This is a genomic window from Variovorax jilinensis (genome assembly GCF_030316885.1).
Taxonomy (GTDB): domain Bacteria; phylum Pseudomonadota; class Gammaproteobacteria; order Burkholderiales; family Burkholderiaceae_C; genus Variovorax; species Variovorax jilinensis.
Window position 1 is genome coordinate 1 of record NZ_JASZYQ010000001.1, and the last position, 19,782, is coordinate 19,782.

The 19,782-nt window shown below is 68.0% G+C and carries 29 protein-coding genes; 25 read left to right on the plus strand and 4 right to left on the minus strand.

Annotated elements, in window-relative coordinates; translation table 11 throughout:
- From QTH87_RS00005 to QTH87_RS00075, 15 genes are all read left to right on the plus strand, one after another.
- Positions 1–113, plus strand: a 113-nt coding sequence (locus tag QTH87_RS00005) for an EF-Tu C-terminal domain-related protein (RefSeq protein WP_475539803.1), incomplete at its 5' end; no start/stop codon positions are given.
- Positions 114–134: 21 nt separating this feature from the next.
- Positions 135–449, plus strand: a complete 315-nt coding sequence (gene rpsJ / locus QTH87_RS00010; RefSeq protein ID WP_007838118.1) for a 30S ribosomal protein S10 — start codon at positions 135–137, stop codon at positions 447–449.
- Positions 450–620: 171 nt separating this feature from the next.
- On the plus strand, positions 621–2,204 hold the full coding sequence (locus QTH87_RS00015; protein WP_286605989.1) for a hypothetical protein: 1,584 nt from the start codon (positions 621–623) through the stop codon (positions 2,202–2,204).
- Complete coding sequence (locus QTH87_RS00020; RefSeq protein WP_286605990.1) at positions 2,201–2,758, plus strand: hypothetical protein; 558 nt, start codon at positions 2,201–2,203, stop codon at positions 2,756–2,758. Before QTH87_RS00015 ends, QTH87_RS00020 begins: the two co-directional genes overlap by 4 nt.
- A gap of 242 nt (positions 2,759–3,000) precedes the next feature.
- The gene (rplC, locus tag QTH87_RS00025; protein ID WP_286605991.1) at positions 3,001–3,681 is read left to right on the plus strand and encodes a 50S ribosomal protein L3; all 681 of its coding nucleotides are present in this window, start codon (positions 3,001–3,003) and stop codon (positions 3,679–3,681) included.
- Positions 3,681–4,301, plus strand: a complete 621-nt coding sequence (rplD, locus tag QTH87_RS00030; RefSeq protein WP_286605992.1) for a 50S ribosomal protein L4 — start codon at positions 3,681–3,683, stop codon at positions 4,299–4,301. Before rplC ends, rplD begins: the two co-directional genes overlap by 1 nt.
- Before the next feature lie 5 nt (positions 4,302–4,306).
- Positions 4,307–4,633 carry a 50S ribosomal protein L23 gene (gene rplW, locus QTH87_RS00035; protein WP_286607978.1) on the plus strand — a complete coding sequence of 109 codons (327 nt, stop codon included), beginning with the start codon at positions 4,307–4,309 and terminating at the stop codon, positions 4,631–4,633.
- A gap of 2 nt (positions 4,634–4,635) precedes the next feature.
- Positions 4,636–5,460 (plus strand): 50S ribosomal protein L2, encoded by an 825-nt coding sequence (gene rplB / locus QTH87_RS00040; protein WP_286605993.1) that lies wholly within the window; start codon positions 4,636–4,638, stop codon positions 5,458–5,460.
- A 10-nt stretch (positions 5,461–5,470) separates the two neighbouring features.
- Positions 5,471–5,749: a 30S ribosomal protein S19 gene (gene rpsS / locus QTH87_RS00045; RefSeq protein ID WP_007838132.1), complete on the plus strand. Its 279-nt coding sequence runs from the start codon at positions 5,471–5,473 to the stop codon at positions 5,747–5,749.
- A gap of 9 nt (positions 5,750–5,758) precedes the next feature.
- Entirely contained in the window at positions 5,759–6,091 is a 333-nt protein-coding gene (gene rplV, locus QTH87_RS00050; protein WP_007838134.1) for a 50S ribosomal protein L22, read from the plus strand.
- 13 nt (positions 6,092–6,104) lie between these two features.
- Complete coding sequence (gene rpsC / locus QTH87_RS00055; RefSeq protein ID WP_286605994.1) at positions 6,105–7,031, plus strand: 30S ribosomal protein S3; 927 nt, start codon at positions 6,105–6,107, stop codon at positions 7,029–7,031.
- Between the two features lie 28 nt (positions 7,032–7,059).
- Positions 7,060–7,476 (plus strand): 50S ribosomal protein L16, encoded by a 417-nt coding sequence (gene rplP, locus QTH87_RS00060; RefSeq protein WP_028250943.1) that lies wholly within the window; start codon positions 7,060–7,062, stop codon positions 7,474–7,476.
- A gap of 14 nt (positions 7,477–7,490) precedes the next feature.
- The gene (rpmC, locus tag QTH87_RS00065; RefSeq protein ID WP_286605995.1) at positions 7,491–7,742 is read left to right on the plus strand and encodes a 50S ribosomal protein L29; all 252 of its coding nucleotides are present in this window, start codon (positions 7,491–7,493) and stop codon (positions 7,740–7,742) included.
- A 9-nt stretch (positions 7,743–7,751) separates the two neighbouring features.
- Positions 7,752–8,021 carry a 30S ribosomal protein S17 gene (gene rpsQ / locus QTH87_RS00070; protein WP_286605996.1) on the plus strand — a complete coding sequence of 90 codons (270 nt, stop codon included), beginning with the start codon at positions 7,752–7,754 and terminating at the stop codon, positions 8,019–8,021.
- A 93-nt stretch (positions 8,022–8,114) separates the two neighbouring features.
- Entirely contained in the window at positions 8,115–8,621 is a 507-nt protein-coding gene (locus tag QTH87_RS00075; protein WP_286605997.1) for a peroxiredoxin, read from the plus strand.
- 105 nt (positions 8,622–8,726) lie between these two features.
- Here QTH87_RS00075 and QTH87_RS00080 read toward each other — a convergent pair whose 3' ends face one another.
- Both QTH87_RS00080 and QTH87_RS00085 read right to left on the minus strand, forming a co-directional pair.
- Entirely contained in the window at positions 8,727–9,308 is a 582-nt protein-coding gene (locus tag QTH87_RS00080; RefSeq protein ID WP_286605998.1) for a GNAT family N-acetyltransferase, read from the minus strand.
- A gap of 25 nt (positions 9,309–9,333) precedes the next feature.
- Entirely contained in the window at positions 9,334–10,050 is a 717-nt protein-coding gene (locus tag QTH87_RS00085; protein ID WP_286605999.1) for a cytochrome b/b6 domain-containing protein, read from the minus strand.
- A gap of 147 nt (positions 10,051–10,197) precedes the next feature.
- Here QTH87_RS00085 and QTH87_RS00090 point away from each other — a divergent pair, with 147 nt between their 5' ends.
- On the plus strand, positions 10,198–10,644 hold the full coding sequence (locus QTH87_RS00090) for a c-type cytochrome (protein ID WP_286606000.1): 447 nt from the start codon (positions 10,198–10,200) through the stop codon (positions 10,642–10,644).
- 51 nt (positions 10,645–10,695) lie between these two features.
- Here the strand turns inward: QTH87_RS00090 and QTH87_RS00095 are convergent, their stop codons facing one another.
- Positions 10,696–11,193, minus strand: coding sequence for a TlpA disulfide reductase family protein (locus QTH87_RS00095; protein WP_286606001.1), 498 nt, complete (start codon positions 11,191–11,193; stop codon positions 10,696–10,698).
- Positions 11,194–11,262: 69 nt separating this feature from the next.
- Between QTH87_RS00095 and QTH87_RS00100 the strand changes: the two genes are divergently transcribed.
- The 8 genes from QTH87_RS00100 to QTH87_RS00135 all read left to right on the plus strand — a co-directional run bounded on the left by QTH87_RS00100 (position 11,263) and on the right by QTH87_RS00135 (position 17,472).
- Positions 11,263–11,811: a hypothetical protein gene (locus QTH87_RS00100; protein WP_286606002.1), complete on the plus strand. Its 549-nt coding sequence runs from the start codon at positions 11,263–11,265 to the stop codon at positions 11,809–11,811.
- 99 nt (positions 11,812–11,910) lie between these two features.
- Positions 11,911–12,366, plus strand: coding sequence for a PTS sugar transporter subunit IIA (locus tag QTH87_RS00105; protein WP_286606003.1), 456 nt, complete (start codon positions 11,911–11,913; stop codon positions 12,364–12,366).
- A complete protein-coding gene (locus tag QTH87_RS00110) occupies positions 12,335–12,604 on the plus strand; it encodes an HPr family phosphocarrier protein (protein ID WP_286606004.1) in 270 nt (89 codons plus the stop codon). The genes QTH87_RS00105 and QTH87_RS00110 overlap by 32 nt, the downstream gene beginning before the upstream one ends.
- Positions 12,601–14,397 (plus strand): phosphoenolpyruvate--protein phosphotransferase, encoded by a 1,797-nt coding sequence (gene ptsP / locus QTH87_RS00115; protein WP_286606005.1) that lies wholly within the window; start codon positions 12,601–12,603, stop codon positions 14,395–14,397. The genes QTH87_RS00110 and ptsP overlap by 4 nt, the downstream gene beginning before the upstream one ends.
- A 134-nt stretch (positions 14,398–14,531) precedes the next feature.
- Positions 14,532–14,993 (plus strand): Spy/CpxP family protein refolding chaperone, encoded by a 462-nt coding sequence (locus QTH87_RS00120; protein ID WP_286606006.1) that lies wholly within the window; start codon positions 14,532–14,534, stop codon positions 14,991–14,993.
- A 55-nt stretch (positions 14,994–15,048) separates the two neighbouring features.
- Positions 15,049–15,435: a DUF4260 domain-containing protein gene (locus QTH87_RS00125; RefSeq protein ID WP_286606007.1), complete on the plus strand. Its 387-nt coding sequence runs from the start codon at positions 15,049–15,051 to the stop codon at positions 15,433–15,435.
- Between the two features lie 40 nt (positions 15,436–15,475).
- Entirely contained in the window at positions 15,476–16,165 is a 690-nt protein-coding gene (locus QTH87_RS00130) for a response regulator transcription factor (protein ID WP_286606008.1), read from the plus strand.
- Entirely contained in the window at positions 16,162–17,472 is a 1,311-nt protein-coding gene (locus QTH87_RS00135) for a sensor histidine kinase (protein ID WP_286606009.1), read from the plus strand. Before QTH87_RS00130 ends, QTH87_RS00135 begins: the two co-directional genes overlap by 4 nt.
- On the opposite strand, the gene QTH87_RS00140 is transcribed toward QTH87_RS00135, so the two are convergent.
- Positions 17,447–18,403: an AraC-like ligand-binding domain-containing protein gene (locus QTH87_RS00140; protein WP_286606010.1), complete on the minus strand. Its 957-nt coding sequence runs from the start codon at positions 18,401–18,403 to the stop codon at positions 17,447–17,449. The genes QTH87_RS00135 and QTH87_RS00140 overlap by 26 nt on opposite strands.
- 185 nt (positions 18,404–18,588) lie before the next feature.
- Between QTH87_RS00140 and QTH87_RS00145 the strand changes: the two genes are divergently transcribed.
- The gene (locus QTH87_RS00145; protein ID WP_286606011.1) at positions 18,589–19,782 is read left to right on the plus strand and encodes an amino acid ABC transporter substrate-binding protein; all 1,194 of its coding nucleotides are present in this window, start codon (positions 18,589–18,591) and stop codon (positions 19,780–19,782) included.

Consider the following 19,782-nt stretch of genomic DNA (forward strand, 5'->3'; position numbering starts at 1 on the left):
TCACCGTGAAGCTGATCAACCCGATCGCGATGGAAGAAGGCCTGCGCTTCGCCATCCGTGAAGGCGGCCGTACCGTGGGTTCGGGCGTCGTGGCCAAGATCCTCGACATCTAAGCCGGACGCAAAGGAATCATCATGGCTACCAAGCAAAAGATCCGTATCCGCCTGAAGGCATTCGACTACAAGCTGATCGACCAGTCGGCTGCCGAGATCGTCGACACCGCCAAGCGCACCGGCGCGATCGTCAAGGGCCCCGTGCCCCTGCCGACCCGCATGAAGCGTTTCGACATCCTGCGTTCGCCGCACGTCAACAAGACGTCGCGCGACCAGCTCGAGATCCGCACGCACCAGCGCCTGATGGACATCGTCGATCCGACCGACAAGACCGTGGACGCGCTGATGAAGCTCGACCTGCCGGCTGGCGTGGACGTCGAAATCAAGCTGCAATAAACGGCGCGGGCCCCAAAGGTCTTCCCGTCCGGGCCCGCCGGCAGAAATGCCGGCGGGCCTTCTTTTTTCTGCATCGGTGCATCGGCTGTGGCATCCTCGAAATCTGAGGCGGCAGGCTGGTTCGCTGAAATCGCCCAGAAAGTGGCGAGGTACTTCTCGGGGAGCTCGGACATGTTGGCTGTGCAAGGTTGGCGAGGCGGAATCGCGCTGGGGTTGCTGGGCCTGCTGGTCGCCTGCGGGGGCGGTGGCGGCGGGGGTGGCGGCGCCTTCCTGCCTGTGGGCGGCGGCGTGTCCACCGTGACGCTGAGCGGCACGGCCACCTACGTCTCGATCCCGAATGTCAACGGTGGCCTCAACTATGCGGCCGCTGCCCCGAAACCCATTCGCGGGGCCAGCGTGGAGGTGGTCGACGGTACGGGCGGTGTCATCGCCGCCACGACCACCGATGCCAGCGGTGTCTATTCCGCGTCCGTGCCGGGCTCGACATCGGTGCTGCTGCGGATCAAGGCGCAGATGACGCAGGGCGGAAGCGGCCCGAGCTGGGACGTCACGGTGCGCGACAACACCCAGTCGGGCGCGATCTACGCGCTGGAGACGCCGGCCTTCTCCAGCGGCACGGCGGCAACGCTCCGACGCAACGTGGAGGCGCCTTCGGGCTGGGACGGCAGCCGCTATGCCGACACCCGCGTCGCCGGTCCGTTCGCGATCCTCGACACGGTCTACGTCGCGCAGGCCAAGGTGCTCTCGGTGGCGCCGGGCGCCGTCTTCCCGCCGCTGCGCCTGTATTGGAGCGTGAACAACGTCGGGTCCGTCGGCGACGCGGCGCTGGGCCAGATCGGCACCACCTCGTTCGCCTCCGACGCCAATGGGCGCGCCATCTATGTGCTCGGCAAGGCCGACGTCGACACCGACGAATACGACGAGTCGGTGATCGCCCACGAATGGGGTCACTACTACCAGTCGGTCTTCAGCCGCGACGATTCGCCGGGGGGCCGACATGACGGCAACGACCTGCTCGATCGCCGCGTGGCCTTCTCGGAGGGCTGGGGCAACGCCTGGTCGGGCATCGCGCTGGGGCGCAGCAACTACACGGACTCGACCTACCTGGGGCAGGCTTCCGGTACCAACATCGCGCTGAGCAGCGGTGGCGCACCGACGCCCGGCTGGTACCGCGAGGCCTCGGTGCACGCGGTCATCTGGCGCCTCGCCGGGCAGGTCGGCTTCAAGCCGATCCACGATGCCCTGACCGGCGCGGCGTTCAGGAACGGCGTCGCGGTGACTTCCATTCATTCCTTTGCCGCAGCCTTCCAGGCCGCCGCCCCGGCGAACGCCCCGGTGCTGAACGGCCTGCTGGCCGGCGAGTCGATCAGTGCCGCGTCGGCCGATCCCTTCGGGCTGGCCGAGTCCAACGATGGCGGCGTGCCGAGCGCGCTGCCGCTCTACCGATCCGCGACTGTCGGCGGCAGCACGACCGCATGCGTCACCAACACGGCGGGCCCCGGCAACAAGCTCGGCGACTACGTCTATCTGCGCTTCACGGCACCGGCCGGGGCGCGCACGTTCACGATCACCGGGCCTGGCGCAGCCGACCCGGACTTCGCGATCTACACCAGCAGCGGCCAGGTTGCCCAGTCGATCAAATACGGCAGCAGCGAGACCGCGACGGTCAGCCTCCCGGGCGGCGAAGCCGTTCTGGTGATCAACGACTACAACTCTTCTTCGGCGTCCACATGTTTCAACGTCACCATCCAGTGAAGCACGCGCAGCCGGGCGGCTTGCACGCGACCGCGGCCCTGGCCGCAACGGCGCTCGCGATCTTCCTGCTCCTGGGCGCGGCCCCGGTGGCCCGGAGCACGGAGTCGACGGCGGCGCCCGGCAAGGCCGGGCCGGCGGGCGCCGTGATCCGCACGGCCCCGATGAAGGCCGGCGGATCGGGCGTGGTCGTGCAGTACCAGCTCGACGACGCGCCGGCCGGGGGCGCCACGGTGCCGGTGGTGCTGGTATTCGGCAACATTTCCGATCCGGACGGCGCCACCGTGCGGCTGTCGGTCGACGGCGGCCTTTCCCTGGCGCCCGGCGGCGAGACCGTGCGCCGGCTGCCGGCGGGCCAGGCCGTCAGCTGGACGGTCGAACTGAAGGCGCCTGCCGCAGGCACGGGCTATCTGAACGTCTTCACGACCCAGTTCGGGGCCACCAGCGCCACCTCGATCCCGGTGCAGGTCGGCAAAGCCCCGGCCGCGATGCCCGCCAGCGGCTCGCTCAAGCAGGGCCGCGACGGCGAAAAGATCCTGCCGATGAAGGTCAAGTAGCCGCTCCTGGGCGGCCCGGTGCGCCCGCTTGCGTTCCCGCGTGGTTGCGGGCTATAATGTTCGGCTCTGCCTAACTTGCGTCTTCAGGGTTGACCCCAAGGGGTTTCTCGAAGAGGCGGCGGTGGAGCTTTATCAACCCTTTTGTGCTGTCCGCGGCGCCGGAAATCCGGCAAGGCGGCAAAACGCTGTCGCCAATTGAAGTGGCAGCGGTGCAAGAGGACTTCCATTTTTGGAGAAAACAAATGAGTCTGAGCAACTCCCTCGGGTTGCTGGGTCGCAAGGTGGGGATGATGCGTCTCTTCACCGATGATGGGGACGCAGTTCCCGTCACGGTGGTGGATGTGTCCAACAACCGCGTGACCCAGGTCAAAACCCAAGAGAACGATGGCTACGTCGCCCTGCAGGTGACGTTCGGTTCGCGCAAGGCATCGCGCGTGACCAAGCCGGCAGCCGGTCACCTCGCCAAGGCGGGTGTCGAAGCTGGCGAAATCATCCAGGAATTCCGCGTGACCGCCGATACGGCCGGTCAGCACAAGGCAGGTGGCGTCATTGCCGCGGCCAGCGTGTTCGCGGTCGGCCAGAAGGTCGACGTCCAGGGTACCTCGATCGGCAAGGGCTTCGCCGGCACGATCAAGCGCCACAACATGTCGTCGCAGCGCGCGTCGCACGGCAACAGCCGTTCGCACAACGTGCCCGGCTCGATCGGCATGGCGCAGGATCCCGGCCGCGTGTTCCCTGGCAAGCGCATGACGGGCCATCTCGGCGACGTCACCGTGACGACCCAGAACCTCGACGTGATCCGCATCGACGAAGCACGTCAATTGCTCCTGATCAAGGGCGCGATCCCCGGCTCGAAGGGTGGCTTCGTCACCGTGCGTCCGGCCGTCAAGGCCAAGCCGCAAGCCGCTGAAGGAGCCAAGTAATGGAACTCGAACTCCTGAACGAACAAGGCCAGGCCGCGTCGAAGTACGACGCCCCCGAGACCGTGTTCGGCCGTGACTACAACGAAGACCTGGTCCACCAGATCGTCGTCGCATTCCAGGCCAACGCCCGCCAAGGCACGCGCGCCCAGAAGGACCGCGAGCAGGTCAAGCACTCGACCAAGAAGCCTTTCAAGCAAAAGGGAACGGGCCGCGCCCGTGCCGGTATGACCTCGTCGCCGCTGTGGCGCGGGGGTGGCCGCATCTTCCCGAACATGCCCGACGAAAACTTCTCGCAGAAGATCAACAAGAAGATGTACCGCGCCGGCATGGCGTCGATCTTCTCGCAGCTCGCTCGCGAAGGCCGTCTGGCCGTGGTCGATTCGATCAAGGTCGACTCGCCCAAGACCAAGCCGCTGGCTGCCAAGTTCAAGGCGATGAACCTTGAATCGGTGCTGGTGATCGCCGAGGAAGTCGACGAGAACCTGTACCTGGCCTCGCGCAACCTCGTCAACGTGCTCGTGGTCGAGCCGCGCTACGCCGATCCGGTGTCGCTGGTTCACTACAAGAAGGTGCTGGTCACCAAGGGTGCGGTCGACAAGCTCAAGGAGATGTTCGCATGAGCCGCATGAACCCCACTCCCAAGCAGCGTCAGTTCGACGAAGGTCGTCTGATGAACGTGCTGGTCGCACCGATCGTGTCCGAGAAGGCCACGATGGTCGGCGAAAAGTCCAATGCCGTCACCTTCAAGGTGCTGCAGGACGCCACCAAGCCCGAGATCAAGGCCGCCGTCGAACTGATGTTCAAGGTCGAGGTCAAGGGTGTGTCGGTGCTCAACACCAAGGGCAAGACCAAGCGCTTCGGCAAGTCCATCGGTCGCCGCGACAACGTTCGCAAGGCCTATGTCACGCTGAAGGCCGGTCAAGAGCTCAACCTCGTCGGGGAAGGCGCTTAATCATGGCCGTCATCAAGATGAAACCCACTTCGCCGGGCCAACGCGGCGCGGTGAAGATCTCGCGGGACCACCTGTACAAGGGTGCTCCTCACGCTCCCCTGCTGGAACCGCAATTCCAGAAGGCCGGCCGCAACAACAACGGTCACATCACGATCCGTCACCGTGGCGGTGGTTCCAAGCACCACTACCGCGTTGTCGACTTCGTGCGCAACAAGGACGGCATCCCGGCCAAGGTCGAACGCATCGAGTACGACCCGAACCGCACCGCCCACATCGCGCTCGTGTGCTACGCCGACGGCGAACGCCGCTACATCATCGCTCCGCGCGGTCTTGAAGCCGGCGCAACGCTGCTGAGCGGTGCCGAAGCGCCGATCCGCGCCGGCAACACGCTGCCGATCCGCAACATCCCTGTCGGCTCGACCATCCACTGCATCGAACTGCAACCCGGCAAGGGCGCGCAGATCGCTCGCTCGGCTGGTACGTCCGCCACGCTGCTGGCCCGCGAAGGCGTCTACGCCCAGGTCCGCATGCGCTCGGGTGAAGTGCGCCGCGTGCACGTCGAGTGCCGCGCCACCATCGGCGAAGTCGCCAACGAGGAACACAGCCTGCGCCAGCTCGGCAAGGCCGGTGCGACCCGCTGGAAGGGTATTCGTCCCACCGTTCGCGGTGTGGTGATGAACCCGGTCGACCACCCGCACGGTGGCGGCGAAGGCAAGACCGGCGAAGGCCGTCATCCTGTCGACCCGTGGGGCAACCTGACCAAGGGCTATCGCACCCGTAACAACAAGCGCACGCAAGTCTTCATCGTGTCGCGTCGCAAGAAGTAAGGGTTAGCACATGACTCGCTCTCTCAAAAAGGGTCCGTTCGTCGACCACCACCTCGTGGCCAAGGCCGACAAGGCCGTGACGACCAAGGACAAGAAGCCGATCAAGACCTGGTCGCGTCGCTCGATGGTCCTGCCCGAGTTCATCGGCCTGACCATTGCCGTGCACAACGGCAAGCAGCACGTGCCCGTGTACATCACCGACCAGATGGTCGGCCACAAGCTCGGCGAATTTGCGCTCACGCGCACGTTCAAGGGGCACCCCGCGGACAAGAAAGTCCAGAAGAAGTAAGGAACGACCATGTCTGAAACACGTGCAGTCCTCCGCGGCGTCCGCCTCTCGGTCGACAAGGGCCGTCTGGTCGCTGACCTGATCCGCGGCAAGAAGGTCGATCAAGCGCTCAACGTTCTGCAGTTCACGCAGAAGAAGGCCGCTGTGATCATCAAGAAGGTGCTCGAGTCGGCCATCGCCAACGCCGAGCACAACGACGGGGCCGACATCGACGAACTGAAGGTCAAGACCATCTACGTCGAGCAAGGCGCCACGCTCAAGCGCTTCACCGCGCGCGCCAAGGGTCGCGGCAATCGCATCAGCAAGCCCACGTGCCATGTGTACGTGACGGTTGGCAATTAAGGCTGGAAGAAATATGGGACAGAAAATCCACCCAACCGGCTTCCGCCTCGCGGTCAGCCGTAACTGGTCCAGCCGCTGGTACGCAAGCAACAAGGACTTCGCCGGCATGCTGGCGGAGGACATCAAGGTGCGCGAGTACCTGAAGAAGAAGCTCAAGAACGCATCCGTCTCGCGCGTGCTGATCGAGCGTCCGGCCAAGAATGCCCGCATCACGATCTACTCGGCACGTCCGGGCGTCGTGATCGGCAAGAAGGGCGAAGACATCGAGAACCTCAAGCGTGAACTCGGTCGCCAGCTCGGCGTGCCGGTCGCGGTCAACATCGAAGAAGTGCGCAAGCCCGAAATCGATGCCAAGCTGATCGCCGACAGCATCACGCAGCAGCTCGAGAAGCGGATCATGTTCCGCCGCGCCATGAAGCGTGCCATGCAGAACGCCATGCGTCTGGGTGCCCAGGGCATCAAGATCATGTCGTCGGGCCGCCTGAACGGCATCGAAATCGCTCGTTGCGAGTGGTACCGCGAAGGTCGCGTGCCGCTTCACACGCTGCGCGCCGACATCGACTACGGCACCTCGGAAGCCAAGACCACGTACGGCGTCATCGGCGTCAAGGTCTGGGTCTACAAGGGCGACACGCTGGGTCGCAACGACCTGCCGGCCGTCGAAACGCCGCGTCCCGACGACGAGCGCCGCCCCCGCGGCCCGCGTCGCGATGGCCGCCCGGGTGGCGACCGTCCGGGTTCGGACCGTCGCGGTCCTGGCCCGCGCGCCGGTGCCCGTGGCCCGATCGGTGGCAACACCGCGCCGGCCGATGGCAGCGACAAGCCCGCAGAAGCCACTGGTGGAGCTCCGGCTGCACCGGGTGCAGACTCGAAACCCGCCGTTAAGCGCGTACGCAAAGCCGCGCCAGCTGCAGCAGCTGACGGTGCCAAGACCGAGTGATCGGTCTTAGAACTACGGAGTAACAAAAATGCTGCAACCTGCACGCAGAAAGTTCCGCAAGGAACAAAAGGGCCGCAACACCGGCATCGCGACCCGCGGCAACGCGGTGTCGTTCGGTGACTTCGGCCTGAAGTCGATCGACCGCGGCCGTCTGACGGCCCGCCAGATCGAAGCCGCACGTCGCGCGATCTCGCGTCACGTCAAGCGCGGTGGCCGCATCTGGATTCGTGTGTTCCCCGACAAGCCGATCTCCCACAAGCCCGCAGAAGTGCGGATGGGTAACGGCAAGGGCAACCCCGAGTACTACGTCGCCGAAATCCAGCCCGGCAAGGTGATCTACGAGATCGTCGGCGTGCCCGAAGAACTGGCCCGCGAGGCCTTCCGTCTGGCCGCTGCCAAGCTGCCGCTGCGCACGACCTTCGTCGCTCGCCAGCTCGGCGCCTGATCGAGGAGAACACCATGGCAACACGTAAAAAGAAGGAAGTCGCGGCCCCCGCCAAGACTTCGAAGGCCGCCGAACTGCGCAACAAGGACGTTGCAGGCCTGGAAACCGAAATCAAGGACCTGCAGAAGGCTCATTTCGGTCTTCGCATGCAGAAGGCGACCCAACAACTGTCGAACACGTCGACGCTGCGCGTGACGCGCCGCGACATCGCCCGTGCAAAGACCATTCTTGCGCAGAAGCAGCAAGAAGCCCAAGCCGCCAAGTAAGGAGTGACCATGACGGAAGCTAAAAAATCCCTCAAGCGCACCTTGATCGGCAAGGTGGTCAGCGACAAGCGCCAGAAGACCGTGACCGTGCTGGTCGAGCGTCGTGTGAAGCACGAGCTCTACGGCAAGATCGTGGCCAAGACCAGCAAGTACCACGCCCATGACGAAAATGGCGAGTACAAGCTCGGCGACACCATCGAGATCACGGAGAGCCGTCCGATCTCGAAGTCGAAGAACTGGGTCGTGACCCGTCTGGTGCAGAAGGCCGCCCTGGTCTGAGCCCCGACTGGCGGCGGTGTCAGACCCGCCGACGCAGCCAAAGCCGAAACGGCCCACAATGTGGGCCGTTTTTCTTTTTCTGGAGCACCACACATGATCAAAGTCGGCGACACCCTTCCTTCGGCAACCCTGCAGGAGTACTCCGAAGTGGAGGGCGAGGGCTGCAGCATCGGCCCGAACCCGGTCGACGTCACCAAGGCCGCGGCGGGCAAGACCATTGCGCTCTTTGCATTGCCGGGCGCCTTCACGCCCACCTGCTCGGCCAAGCATGTGCCGGGCTATGTGCAGCATCACGACGACTTCAAGGCCGCCGGCGTCGACGAGATCTGGTGCGTGAGCGTGAACGACGCCTTCGTGATGGGCGCCTGGGCGCGCGACCAGAACACCGGCACCAAGGTGCGGATGCTGGCCGACGGCAGCGGTGCCTTCGCCAATGCCACCGGGCTGACGCTCGACCTGACCGCGCGCGGCATGGGCGTGCGCAGCAACCGCTATTCGATGCTGGTGAAGGACGGCAAGGTGGCGACCCTCAACGTCGAGGGACCCGGCAAGTTCGAGGTCAGCGACGCCGACACCTTGCTGGCCCAGGCCAAGGCCTGACCCTGCATTGACGCGATTCCAGAGGAACCGGCTTCGCCGGACCGCAGGAATTGCCCCGGCCGGAGGTGGTCGGACTCCACCGAGCGAGCCCGACGCGGCGCCGGGCTAGAGATCTGCCTTCAGGTAGTGCGACCCCGCAATGGGGTTGTGATAGTAGGGCGGCACCTCCATGAAGCCCAGGTCCTCGTAGAGGGCCCGCGCCGACTCCATGTCGTCGAGCGTGTCGAGCAGCACGCACGCATATCCCGCGCCCCGCGCCAGGTCGAGGATGGCTTCGGCCATCTGGCGACCGAGCCCGACGCCACGGAAGGCGGGCCGCACGTAGAGCCGCTTCATCTCGGCCGCGTTCGGGTAGTCGGCCGCATCCAGCGGCCGCAGCGCGCAGCAGGCTGCGACATGCGCGAGGCCGCCATTGGCACGCCGCAGCGGCTCGGCCGCCATCGGCACCGCCACCTCCGCGACATCGACCAGCGCCAGCAGCAGCGCGCCTCGCGGTTCGGCATAGTCGCCGGGCAGCGACGCCAGTTCCTGGTCGAAGTCCTGGAAGCCGAGGTCGATGCCGAGCGAGTCGGCGTAGTCGCGGAAGATCGCGCGCGTGGCCTCGATCTCGAGCGCCGAGTCGGGCGTGAACAGCACGATGTCGGGCGCGCCGGCGAGCGGCAGCGGGCGTGAAAGCGAAGGGCTCATCGAGAGGGCTCCGGGCGGCGCATCGTCATGACCTCAGTGTCGCGATCCATGTCGCGAAGGCCGCGCAGGCCGCGAAAACCGCGAGGGCCAGCAGGCGCAAGGCCGCGTCGTCGCGACTCGCCGCCGCGTCGGTGCGGTCTTCCAGCAGCTTGTCGCCGTCGAGCATCGGCCGGACCAGCCGATGCCGCTTCACCAGCACGTGGAACAGCACCGCGAGCACGTGGAGGGCGATCAGCGCGATCAGCAGCCACTTGCCCGGCACCGCATGCCACTGCGTGGCGGCGCCGGACACCGCACTGGAGACGAAGCGCGACAGCGGCCCGGTGGTCGAGATCTCGTCGTCCGCCACGAGGCCGGTCGCGACCTGCAGCACCAGCAGGCCCAGCAGGGCGAAAACCGAGAGCGCGCCCAGCGGCGTGTGGCCCACGAGATGGTCCGGATGGGCGCGTCCGCGGAGGTAGCCGGTCAGCGAACCCGGCCCATAGGCGAAGCTGCGAAAGCGCGACCAATGCCCGCCCACGAAGCCCCAGACCAGACGAAACAGCAGCAGCGCCAGCAGCAGGTAGCCGATGCGGAAGTGCCACTCCATCACGCCTGCCAGGCCGGTGGCGACCTGCGCGATGACGGCTGTCGCCAGTGTCCAGTGGAAGATGCGCGTCGGCAGATCCCAGACCCGCGTTCGCCGCGCAACGGCCTTCTCCGGCGCCGAGCGGCGCGTGGGGGGCTCGGAAGGGGCTGGCATGGGGCGACTGGCGCATGGGCGGAAGGCGCAGGTTAGCAAACTTCCGGGCACCGGCGTCCTGCGGGTTGTCTCTAGTCGTTTGCGGGCGGGGGGCGCTCACACTGCCTGACCGGTCGCGCAGACGCCCCCCACGAAAGAGACAAGCCCATGAGAAATTCCGCCCTTCTCGCGCTCGCGCTGTCTTGCGCGGCGCTGTCACACCCTGCGGCCGCGCAGTTCGCCAAGAGCGAAGACGCCGTCCGCTACCGGCAGAGCGCGATGTTCATCCAGAGCCAGCATCTGGGCCGATTGGCCGCCATGGCCAACGGCCGTGTGCCCTTCGACGCTGCCGCAGCGGTCGCCAATGCCGAGGTGATCGCCCTGATTGCCAAGCTGCCCTGGAGCGGGTTCGGCCCGGGCACCGAAGGCGGCAAGGCCCGGCCCGACATCTGGAAGGAGTCGGCCAGGTTCAAGGAGCTCGGCGATCGGCTGATCGGCGATTCGGACAAGCTGGTCGCAGCCGCCAAGGCGGGCAATCTCGATGCGCTGAAGGCGGCGGTGAGCGCCACCGCCGATACCTGCAAGACCTGCCACGACAGCTTTCGCAGCCGCTGAAGCCGGCGAAGCCGCATCGGGCGCATCAGGCTCAGGCGCAGCAGGCGCCGCTCAGGCCTCCGCGAGCAGCTTCTCGATCAGCTTGTGCAGCTCTGCGAAGTCGGGCTCGCCGACGTAGCGCTTGACGATCTCTCCGCGCTTGTTGACCACGTAGGTCGTCGGCGTGAGCTGCACGTCGCCCCAGGCCTTGGCAACCGCGCCGGTGTTGTCGATCGCGACCTTGAAGGGCAGCTTGCGCGTCTCGGCGAAGTTGACCACGTAGCTCGGCGGGTCGTAGCTCATGGCGACGGCCAGGGTGTCGTAGCCGCGCGCCTTGTACTTGTCGTAGGTGGCGATGACCTTGGGCATCTCGGCCACGCAGGTGACGCAGCTCGTGGCCCAGAAATTGACCAGCGTGACCTTGCCCTTCATGTCCTCGGTGCTCTTCTTGCTGCCGTCGAGCAGCACGAAGGTCGATGCCGGCGCGGCCGAGGCACCCGTGCCCAGGTAGACCCCTGCGCCCACGGCCAGTGCGATGACGACGGCAGTGGCGGTGAGGATCTTTTTCATGGTGCGCAGGATGGAGGGGCAGGACCGATTTTAGTTCCGGGCCGGTGCGGCCGGATAATCGCGCTCCCCATGACCTTGCCGCACCGTCTTCCCGTCTTCGCCGCCGTCGTGGGGCTGCTGGTCGCCGCGCTGGCCGCGTGCAACCCCGTCTTCAACTGGCGCGAAGTGCCGGTCGGCGACGCCGGCCTGGTCGCACTGCTTCCGTGCAAGCCCGACCGCGCCACGCGCGCGATGCCGCTGGGTGTGGAGGCGGTCACGGTCGACATGGCGGGCTGCGAAGCCGGCGGCGCGACCTTTGCGGTGGCGCATGCAGTGGCATCGAGCCAGAGCCAGGCCGAGGGCTGGCTGCGCGCCTGGCGCAGCGCCACGCGCAGCCAGCTCGGGGATGCGGCCGCATCCGCGGTCGAGGCGCCGGCCACCGTGCCGCGCGCGGCCGGCATGCCGGCACCGCTGCGACTCGACGCTGCGGCGGCCGCCGCCGATGCGCCTGCGCTCCAGGTGCTGTGGTTCGCGCAGCGGCGTGCCGACGGCGTCTCGCTCTATCAGGCCACGGTGGTCGGGCGGCCGGCGACGGCCGATGCGCCGCAAATCTTCTTCGAAGGCCTGCACATTCCGTGACACGGTTCGCGCCACGGCGTGCAATATGGGTGCCTGCGGGCTGCGCTGCGTCTGCAGCAGGCGGCGGCCCCGCATAATCGACAGGCCGTCCCCGACCCCATGAACAGCATCTTCATCATTGCCCACTCGCCGCTCGCGCAAGCGCTGCGCCAGTGCGCGCTGCATGTCTTTCCAGACAGCGAGGCCTCGGTGGCCGCGCTCGACGTGCTGCCCAACGTGTCGCCGGACGAAACCCTCGCCGCCGCCCGCATCATGCTGGCGCAGTTGCAACTCGCCCCGCGCTCCCAGGTGCTGGTGCTGGCCGACGTGTTCGGTGCCACGCCCTGCAACGTGGCGCAGAAGCTGGTCGACGGCGCCCGTTCCCGGCTGGTGGCCGGCGTCAACCTGCCGATGCTGCTGCGCGCCGTGAGCTATCGCAACGAACCGCTCGACACGCTGGTGCAGCGCGCGGTCACCGGCGGCACCGCCGGTGTCATGCAGGTGGCTGTCGCGGCGCCGCAGAACCAGGCAAGAAGAAAGCACAGTGACCAAGACATCCGTGACCATCAGCAATAAGCTGGGCCTGCATGCACGCGCCTCGGCCAAACTCACCAAGCTCGCCGGCAGCTTCCCGTGCGAGGTCTGGCTGCAGCGCGGCGACCGCCGCGTGAATGCCAAGAGCATCATGGGCGTCATGATGCTGGCCGCAGGGCTGGGCGTGACGGTCGACATCGAGACCATCGGCGAGCGCGAGGAGGAGGCCTTGAACGCCATCGTCGCGCTCATGAACGACAAGTTCGGCGAGGGCGAGTGACCTTCGTCGTCCACGGCCTCCCCGTCGCCCGCGGCATCGCCATCGGGCGGGCCGTGCTGGTGGTCTCTAGCCGCATCGACGTCGCCCACTACTTCATCAAGCCCGAGCAGGTCGAGACCGAGATCGACCGCGTGCGCATGGCGCGCAACGCGGTGGCCGAGGAACTGCACAAGCTGCAGGCCAGCGTGGCGCTGATGGGCCCCAACGACGCGCCGCACGAGCTGTCGGCGCTGCTCGACGTTCACCAGATGCTGCTGCAGGACGAGGTGCTCACGGGTGGCGTCAAGCACTGGATCGTCGAGCGCCTCTACAACGCCGAATGGGCGCTGACCACGCAGCTCGAGGTGGTGGCGCGCCAGTTCGACGAGATGGAGGACGAATACCTGCGCGAGCGCAAGGCCGACCTCGAGCAGGTGGTCGAGCGTCTCCTGCACCGCATGAAGGGCACGGCCGCCGTGCTGGCGCCCACGCCGCCGCGGCGCAAGCGCACCGCCGAGGACGACGACCACGACCCCACGGCGAACGACGCCTTCGATGCGCCGCTGGTGCTGATCGCGCACGACCTGTCGCCGGCCGACATGCTGCAGTTCAAGAAGAGCGTGTTCGCGGGCTTCGTCACCGACGTCGGCGGCCGCACCTCGCATACGGCGATCATCGCGCGCAGCATGGACATCCCGGCCGTGGTCGGCGCCCGCAGCGCGAGCCAGCTGGTGCGCCAGGACGACTGGGTGATCATCGATGGCGATGCCGGCGTGATGATCGTCGACCCCTCGCCGATCATCCTGGCCGAGTACGGCTTCAAGCAGCGCCAGGGCGACCTCGAGCGCGGCCGGCTCTCCCGGCTGCGCCACAAGCCGGCGGTCACGCTCGACGGCCAGCGGGTCGACCTGCTCGCCAACATCGAGATGCCCGAGGACACGCTGGGCGCAGTCAAGGCGGGCGCGGTCGGCGTCGGGCTGTTCCGCAGCGAGTTCCTGTTCATGGGGCGCGAATCGCACAACCTCTCTCGCCTGCCCGACGAGGAAGAGCAGTACCAGGCCTACTTGCGCGCGGTCGAGGGCATGAAGGGCATGCCGGTGACGATCCGCACCATCGACGTCGGCGCCGACAAGCCCCTCGACAGCAAGTCGCAGCGCGAGGACAACCACCTGAACCCGGCGCTGGGCCTGCGTGCGATCCGCTGGAGCCTGGCCGATCCCGCGATGTTCCTGACCCAGCTGCGCGCCATCCTGCGGGCAGCCGCGCATGGCGAGATCCACCTGCTGATCCCGATGCTCGCGCACGTGAGCGAGATCCGCCAGACGCTGTCGCTGGTCGATTTCGCGCGCGCCGAGCTCGACAACCGCGGCGCGGTCCACGGCCCCGTGAAGCTCGGCGCGATGATCGAGATTCCCGCCGCGGCGCTGACGCTCAAGACCTTCCTGAAGCACTTCGACTTCCTGTCGATCGGCACCAACGACCTGATCCAGTACACGCTCGCGATCGACCGCGCCGACGAGTCGGTAGCGCATCTCTACGACCCCTGTCATCCAGCCGTGCTGCGGCTGGTGGCCGACACCATCGCCGAGTGCCGGCGCCAGGGCAAGGGCGTGAGCGTCTGCGGAGAGATGGCGGGCGACGTTGCCTTCACGCGGCTGCTGCTGGGCCTGGGGCTGCGCAGCTTCTCCATGCATCCGTCGCAGATCCTCGCGGTCAAGCAGGAGGTGCTGCGGGCCGACACCACCAAGCTCGAGGCCTGGGCACAGGAGGTGCTCGAGTCGGAGAACCCGGCCGCGGCGCTGGTGCGGGTCTAGCCTCCGCGTCTTCGACGCCAGGCTGCGTCGACATAAAACGAAACACGCCGATACCGCGCCGAAAGCACTTGGCAGCGCCCAAGTCGGACCATCGAGTCTCCGGATCACCCCGATCCTTCTCAAGGAAGACTCTCATGAAGCGCTGGTTCCAACGTTCTCTCTTCGGCATTGCCGGTGCGGCGATCGTCGCCGGCAGCCTGGTCGGCTGCTCGGGCCATCGCCACGGCTGGAGCGGCTCCGAGCAGGACCGCGCCGAGTTTCGCGCCAGGATGGTCGAGCGCGTGAGCAGCAAGCTCGAGCTCGACGCCGCCCAGAAGCAGAAGCTCGCGGTGCTGACCGAGAAGCTGCAGGCCCAGCGCGCGGCGCTGCGCGGCGGCGGCGATCCGCGGGCCGAGTTCCGCTCGCTGTTCGCGACCGGCAAGCTCGACCAGGAGCGCGCACGCAAGCTGGTCGACGAGAAGACCGCCGCGGTGCAGGCCGGCAGCCCCGAGGTCATTGCCGCCGCCGCCGACTTCTTCGATCACCTGAATCCGGCGCAGCAACAGAAGGTGCGGGACTTCATGGACCGCGGCGGCCGCCGCTGGGGTCGCGGGTGAGCCGCCCGGCCGCTGCGAAGGCGGTGCCGAAGCGTTGCCGCGCGCAGGTGCTGCAGTGATCGCACCACCGCCCGGTGGCGTGCGCACGGTGCTGCGGCTCGAGGGCCTCGCGGTGCTCGTGGCGGCGACCCTGGCCTACGGCCAGCTCGGCGCCGGCTGGGGGGCCTTCGCGATGCTGTTCTTCGTGCCCGACTTCTCGCTGCTCGGCTACCTGGCCGGGCCGAAGGTGGGCGCGGCGAGCTACAACGCGGCCCATTCGTACCTCGGGCCGCTGGCGGCGATCGCGCTCGGCGTCCTGGGCGAGCAGCCGGTGGCGCTGGCGGCCGGGCTGATCTGGTGCGCCCACATCGGCTTCGACCGCCTGCTGGGCTTCGGCTTGCACTACGCGAGCGGCTTCGGCACCACCCACCTGGGCCGCATCGGCCGGGCCGACCCGTGGTGAGCGCCCGGCCGCGTCCTGCGCCAGCCGGCACAATCGCGCGATGCCCCGCATCCTGCTGATCGACGACGACGCGCACCTGGGGGCGCCGCTCGCGAGCTACTTCGCGCGCTTCGACTTCCAGCTCGACAGCGCGAGCCGACCCAGCGTCGGCCTCGCGATGCTGCGCAGCCAGGCCTATGACGCCGCGATCCTCGACGTCATGCTGCCCGAGATGGATGGTTTTGCGCTGTGCCGCGAGATCCGGCGCGAGAGCGACATCCCGATCGTGATGCTGACCGCCCGCGGCGACGTGATGGACCGCGTGGTCGGCCTCGAGCTCGGTGCCGACGACTACCTGCCCAAGCCTTTCGAGCCGCGCGAGCTGGTGGCGCGCGTGCAGACCATCCTGCGCCGCCAGCGCGCCGTGCCGGCGCCCGCGGCGGCGTCGCTGCACCGCTTCGAGGGCCTGTCGATCGACCTCGACAGGCGCGAGGTGCTGCGCCATGGCGAGCCGGTGGAGCTCACGGGCACCGAATTCGATCTGCTCGCGCTGCTGGCCGGGCACCCCGGCCGCGTCTGGAGCCGCGACGACATCCTGAATCACCTGCGCGGGCACGAGGCCGAGCTCAACACGCGCGCGGTCGACATCGTCGTCAGCCGGCTGCGCAGGAAGCTCGAGCCGCTCGACTGCATCAAGACGCTGCGCAACGCCGGCTACGCGCTGGCCGTCGGCCGGAGCGGCAGCGCGTGAGGGGCGCAAAGAGCGGGAGCCGCGGGCGCCCGGGCCGCTGGCGCCACAGCCTGCGCCATTCGCTGCGGGTGCGGCTGATCGTGGTCTTCGTCGTGCTGGCGCTGGCGATGACCGCGGTCTTCCTGGGCGGCATGCAGCGGGCCTTCTCCACCGGCTGGCGCGATGCCGCACGGCCGCTCGTGGCCGACTACATGGACCGCATCGTGGCCGATCTCGGCACGCCGCCCGATGTCGGCCGTGCCAAGGCGCTGGTGGCCCGGCTGCCGATCTCGATCCGCATCGAAGGCCCGGCCGTGAACTGGGATTCGCATCCCGAGCGCGGCCGGCATGGCTTCGGCCCGCGCAACAGCGACTGGTTCAGCCGCAGCACGGCCGACGGCCACCGCGTGAGCTTCGGCGTCGGCACTCTGGCGTGGCAGCGCGAGCCCCGGGGCATCGGCTGGATCACGCTGGCGCTGCTGCTGGCGCTGATTGTGCTGGCCTATGCCTACGTGCGACGCCTGCTGCGCCCGCTCGACGACATCCGGGCGGGCGCCGAGCGGTTCGGCCGCGGCAGCTTCGACAGCCCGATCCCGCTGCGCCGGCGCGACGAGCTCGGCGACCTCGCCGGGCGCATCAACACCATGGCGCACGACATCCACGGCATGCTCGACGCCAAGCGCGCGCTGCTGCTGGCGCTGAGCCACGAGCTGCGCTCGCCGCTCACGCGGGCCCGGCTCAATGCCGAGCTGCTGCCGGTCGGCCAGGAGGGTGCGCCCGAGCGCGCTGCGCTGCTGCGCGACCTGGCCGAGATGCGCGACCTGATCAGCGACCTGCTCGAGAGCGAACGGCTCGCGAGCCCGCACGCGGCGCTGCACCGCGAGCCGGTCGACCTCGCGGCGCTGCTGCGCGAGATGGCGGCCGAGCACGCCGAAGGCGCCCGCATCACGCTGGCACTCGAAGACGGACTGCCGCCGCTCGCGCTCGACCGTTCGCGCATCCGCCTGCTGGTGCGCAACCTGCTGGACAACGCGCTGCGCCATGGCGGCGAAGCAGCCGAGCCGCCGCGTCTGAGCCTGGGCCGCGCCGCGGAGGGCACAGGCATCGAACTGGAACTGCGCGATTTCGGCCCCGGCGTGGGTGCCGCGCAGATCGAGCACCTGACCGAACCCTTCTATCGGACCGACGGCGCACGCCAGCGCGCCACGGGCGGCGTCGGGCTCGGCATGTACCTCTGCCGGCTGGTGGCGGAGGCGCACGGCGGCACGCTCGCGGTGCGAAATGCGGAGCCCGGGCTCGCGGTCAGCGTGCGGCTGCCTGGCGCCTGAACTCGCTCGGGCTGCCGCCCGTGTGCTCGCGGAACACGCGGCTGAAGTGCGAGAGATTGCTGAAGCCCGAGGCCAGTGCGATGTCGGTCACCGGCCGCGCCGCATTGGCGGGGTCGAGCAGCTCGCGGATGCTGCAGGCCAGCCGCTGCTGCAGGATGTAGCCGGTCAGCGTGTCGTCGTCGCCCGCGAAGGCGTTGTGCAGGTGGCGCTTGCTGCACCGCATGGCCTGGGCGATGCCGTCGATCGACAGCGAGGGGTCGCGAAGATGCCGGGCCACGTGCTGCCGGATGCGGTCCTTGAGCGCCTCGCGCTGGGTCCGCGGCGTTTCCTGGCCGGCCAGCTCCATGAGCGAGAGCCGCACCAGCTGGATGATCAGCTCGCCGGCGCCGCGCGCCGCCGCCTCGCTCATGTGGGGCAGTTCGAGATAGGTGTTGCGCATGGTCTCGAGCGCCACGCGCGAGATGCCGCTGCTGCCGCCCACGCGGCGCGCCATCAGCGATTCGAGCGGCAGGCCGGAGGTCGCGAGCTGCTGCTTGGGCAGCATCACGATGAGGTGATCGCTGCGCTCGGGGTTGGCCACGGTGTAGTCGGCCGTGGTGTCGTAGAGCGTCCAGCCGCCGGCGCGCACGGCGGCCTCGCGGCCGCGCTGGGCGACCTCGGCCGAGCCCTGCCACGGCGCCACGATCTTGAGATAGGCGGCCTCGCTGCTGCGCGCCATCTGCGGCGTGCGCAGCACGCGGTGGCGATTGGCCTCGAGCCGCGTGAGGATGACGTCGCCGGCCTGGGATGCCGCGAGGTGGCCGTCGAATTCGCTGTCGCCGTAGAGGTCGGAATCGAGCCCGCCGAAGTGGCGCCACACCCACTCGCGCCAGACCGGCGCGCGCTCGCGCGGCGGGACTTGGTCGGTGGACAGAAGCAGGGAGGCGGTCATGGGGGCCTGGGTCGGGAACGGGTCCTATTTTCCAGCCCCCCGCACCGGCCGCAGCTTTCGGGTTAACCACTAGCGGTGTGCACGCTGCGACTAGCGCTTTGTGCGCAGCGGGCAAAGCGCGCGCGCACCGGCGTTCCTACGATGGCGGCACCGGACGCAACTCGACGCCCGCGAAGGAGACCCGCATGCCAAACCTCGCCAATCGCCGCCGCTGGATCCAGGGAACCGCCACCGCGCTCGGGGCCGCGGCCGTCGCGCCTCGCCTGTGGGCACAGGGCGCGCCCGTGCGCATCGGCTATGCCATCGCGCGCACCGGCCCCTGGGCCGCGGGCGCCCAGGTCAGCCAGGAACCCAACTACCTGCTGTGGACCGCCCAGGTCAATGCCGCGGGAGGGCTGTCGGTCAAGGGCGCCAAGCGGCCGATCGAGCTGATCGGCTACGACGACCGCAGCGAGACCGAGACCTGCGTGCGCACCTACGAGAAGCTCATGGGCAGCGACAAGGTCGACCTGATCCTGCCGCCCTGGGGCTCGGGCGCCAACTTCGCGGTGGCGCCGCTGGCCAATCGCTTCGGCTATCCGCTGCTGGCGCCGACCGCGCTCTCGCGCAAGCTGATCGACATGCACCTGCCGTACTTCTTCTCGCTGCTGCAGCAGCCCGACAAGATGATGGGCGCGCTGGTAGACATGATGGTGGCCAACGGCGTGAAGACCATCGCGATCGTCTACATGGACGACCTGTTCGGCCTCGAGAACTTCGCGGCGCTGAACAACGCGCTCAAGAAGACCTCGATCCAGGTGGTGGAGCGCAAGAGCTACCCGCTCGGCGTGAAGGACCTGGCGCCGGTGCTGCGCACCATGAAGGACCTGAACCCCGACGCCTTCATCGGCATCACCTATCCGCCGGACACCATCCTCGCGAGCCGGCAGGCGCGCGAGATCGGCTTCAACCCGAAGTATTTCTATGCCTCGGTCGGCACCGCCTTCCAGCTCTACAAGAACGTGATGGCCGGCAACGCCGAGGGCGTCATCGGCATGGGCTCGTGGAACGCCAACACCAGCCCCGAGGCGCGCGCCTACTTCGAGGCCCACAGCAAGCAGTTCAGCAAGGAACCCGACCGCTGGGCCAGCGGCCATGCATGGGCCGGGCTCGAGATCCTGCAGCAGGCGGTCGCCAAGACCGGGCTGGACCGCAAGCAGCTGCGCGACTACATCGCGAAGAACGAGTTCAAGACCATCCTGGGCCCGATCCGCTTCGACGGCAGCGAGAACGCCTCGATACCGGGCACGGTCGCTCAATGGCAGAACGGCGAGTTCGAGGTGGTCTGGCCCAAGGACCGCGCCACCGCCCAGCTCAAGCCGAAGCCGGCGTGGAAATGA

Coding starts and splice junctions, on each gene's coding strand:
- QTH87_RS00100 (WP_286606002.1), top strand. CDS start 11,263: ATGACCTTGCCGCACCGTCTTCCCGTCTTCGCCGCCGTCGTGGGGCTG.
- QTH87_RS00095 (WP_286606001.1), bottom strand. CDS start 11,193: ATGAAAAAGATCCTCACCGCCACTGCCGTCGTCATCGCACTGGCCGTG.
- rplC (WP_286605991.1), top strand. CDS start 3,001: ATGAGTCTGAGCAACTCCCTCGGGTTGCTGGGTCGCAAGGTGGGGATG.
- rpsJ (WP_007838118.1), top strand. CDS start 135: ATGGCTACCAAGCAAAAGATCCGTATCCGCCTGAAGGCATTCGACTAC.
- QTH87_RS00120 (WP_286606006.1), top strand. CDS start 14,532: ATGAAGCGCTGGTTCCAACGTTCTCTCTTCGGCATTGCCGGTGCGGCG.
- rplW (WP_286607978.1), top strand. CDS start 4,307: ATGAACCCCACTCCCAAGCAGCGTCAGTTCGACGAAGGTCGTCTGATG.
- rpmC (WP_286605995.1), top strand. CDS start 7,491: ATGGCAACACGTAAAAAGAAGGAAGTCGCGGCCCCCGCCAAGACTTCG.
- QTH87_RS00085 (WP_286605999.1), bottom strand. CDS start 10,050: ATGCCAGCCCCTTCCGAGCCCCCCACGCGCCGCTCGGCGCCGGAGAAG.
- QTH87_RS00080 (WP_286605998.1), bottom strand. CDS start 9,308: ATGAGCCCTTCGCTTTCACGCCCGCTGCCGCTCGCCGGCGCGCCCGAC.
- QTH87_RS00075 (WP_286605997.1), top strand. CDS start 8,115: ATGATCAAAGTCGGCGACACCCTTCCTTCGGCAACCCTGCAGGAGTAC.
- QTH87_RS00090 (WP_286606000.1), top strand. CDS start 10,198: ATGAGAAATTCCGCCCTTCTCGCGCTCGCGCTGTCTTGCGCGGCGCTG.
- QTH87_RS00015 (WP_286605989.1), top strand. CDS start 621: ATGTTGGCTGTGCAAGGTTGGCGAGGCGGAATCGCGCTGGGGTTGCTG.
- rplB (WP_286605993.1), top strand. CDS start 4,636: ATGGCCGTCATCAAGATGAAACCCACTTCGCCGGGCCAACGCGGCGCG.
- QTH87_RS00145 (WP_286606011.1), top strand. CDS start 18,589: ATGCCAAACCTCGCCAATCGCCGCCGCTGGATCCAGGGAACCGCCACC.
- rpsQ (WP_286605996.1), top strand. CDS start 7,752: ATGACGGAAGCTAAAAAATCCCTCAAGCGCACCTTGATCGGCAAGGTG.
- rpsS (WP_007838132.1), top strand. CDS start 5,471: ATGACTCGCTCTCTCAAAAAGGGTCCGTTCGTCGACCACCACCTCGTG.
- rplP (WP_028250943.1), top strand. CDS start 7,060: ATGCTGCAACCTGCACGCAGAAAGTTCCGCAAGGAACAAAAGGGCCGC.
- QTH87_RS00140 (WP_286606010.1), bottom strand. CDS start 18,403: ATGACCGCCTCCCTGCTTCTGTCCACCGACCAAGTCCCGCCGCGCGAG.
- rplD (WP_286605992.1), top strand. CDS start 3,681: ATGGAACTCGAACTCCTGAACGAACAAGGCCAGGCCGCGTCGAAGTAC.
- rpsC (WP_286605994.1), top strand. CDS start 6,105: ATGGGACAGAAAATCCACCCAACCGGCTTCCGCCTCGCGGTCAGCCGT.
- QTH87_RS00130 (WP_286606008.1), top strand. CDS start 15,476: ATGCCCCGCATCCTGCTGATCGACGACGACGCGCACCTGGGGGCGCCG.
- rplV (WP_007838134.1), top strand. CDS start 5,759: ATGTCTGAAACACGTGCAGTCCTCCGCGGCGTCCGCCTCTCGGTCGAC.
- QTH87_RS00105 (WP_286606003.1), top strand. CDS start 11,911: ATGAACAGCATCTTCATCATTGCCCACTCGCCGCTCGCGCAAGCGCTG.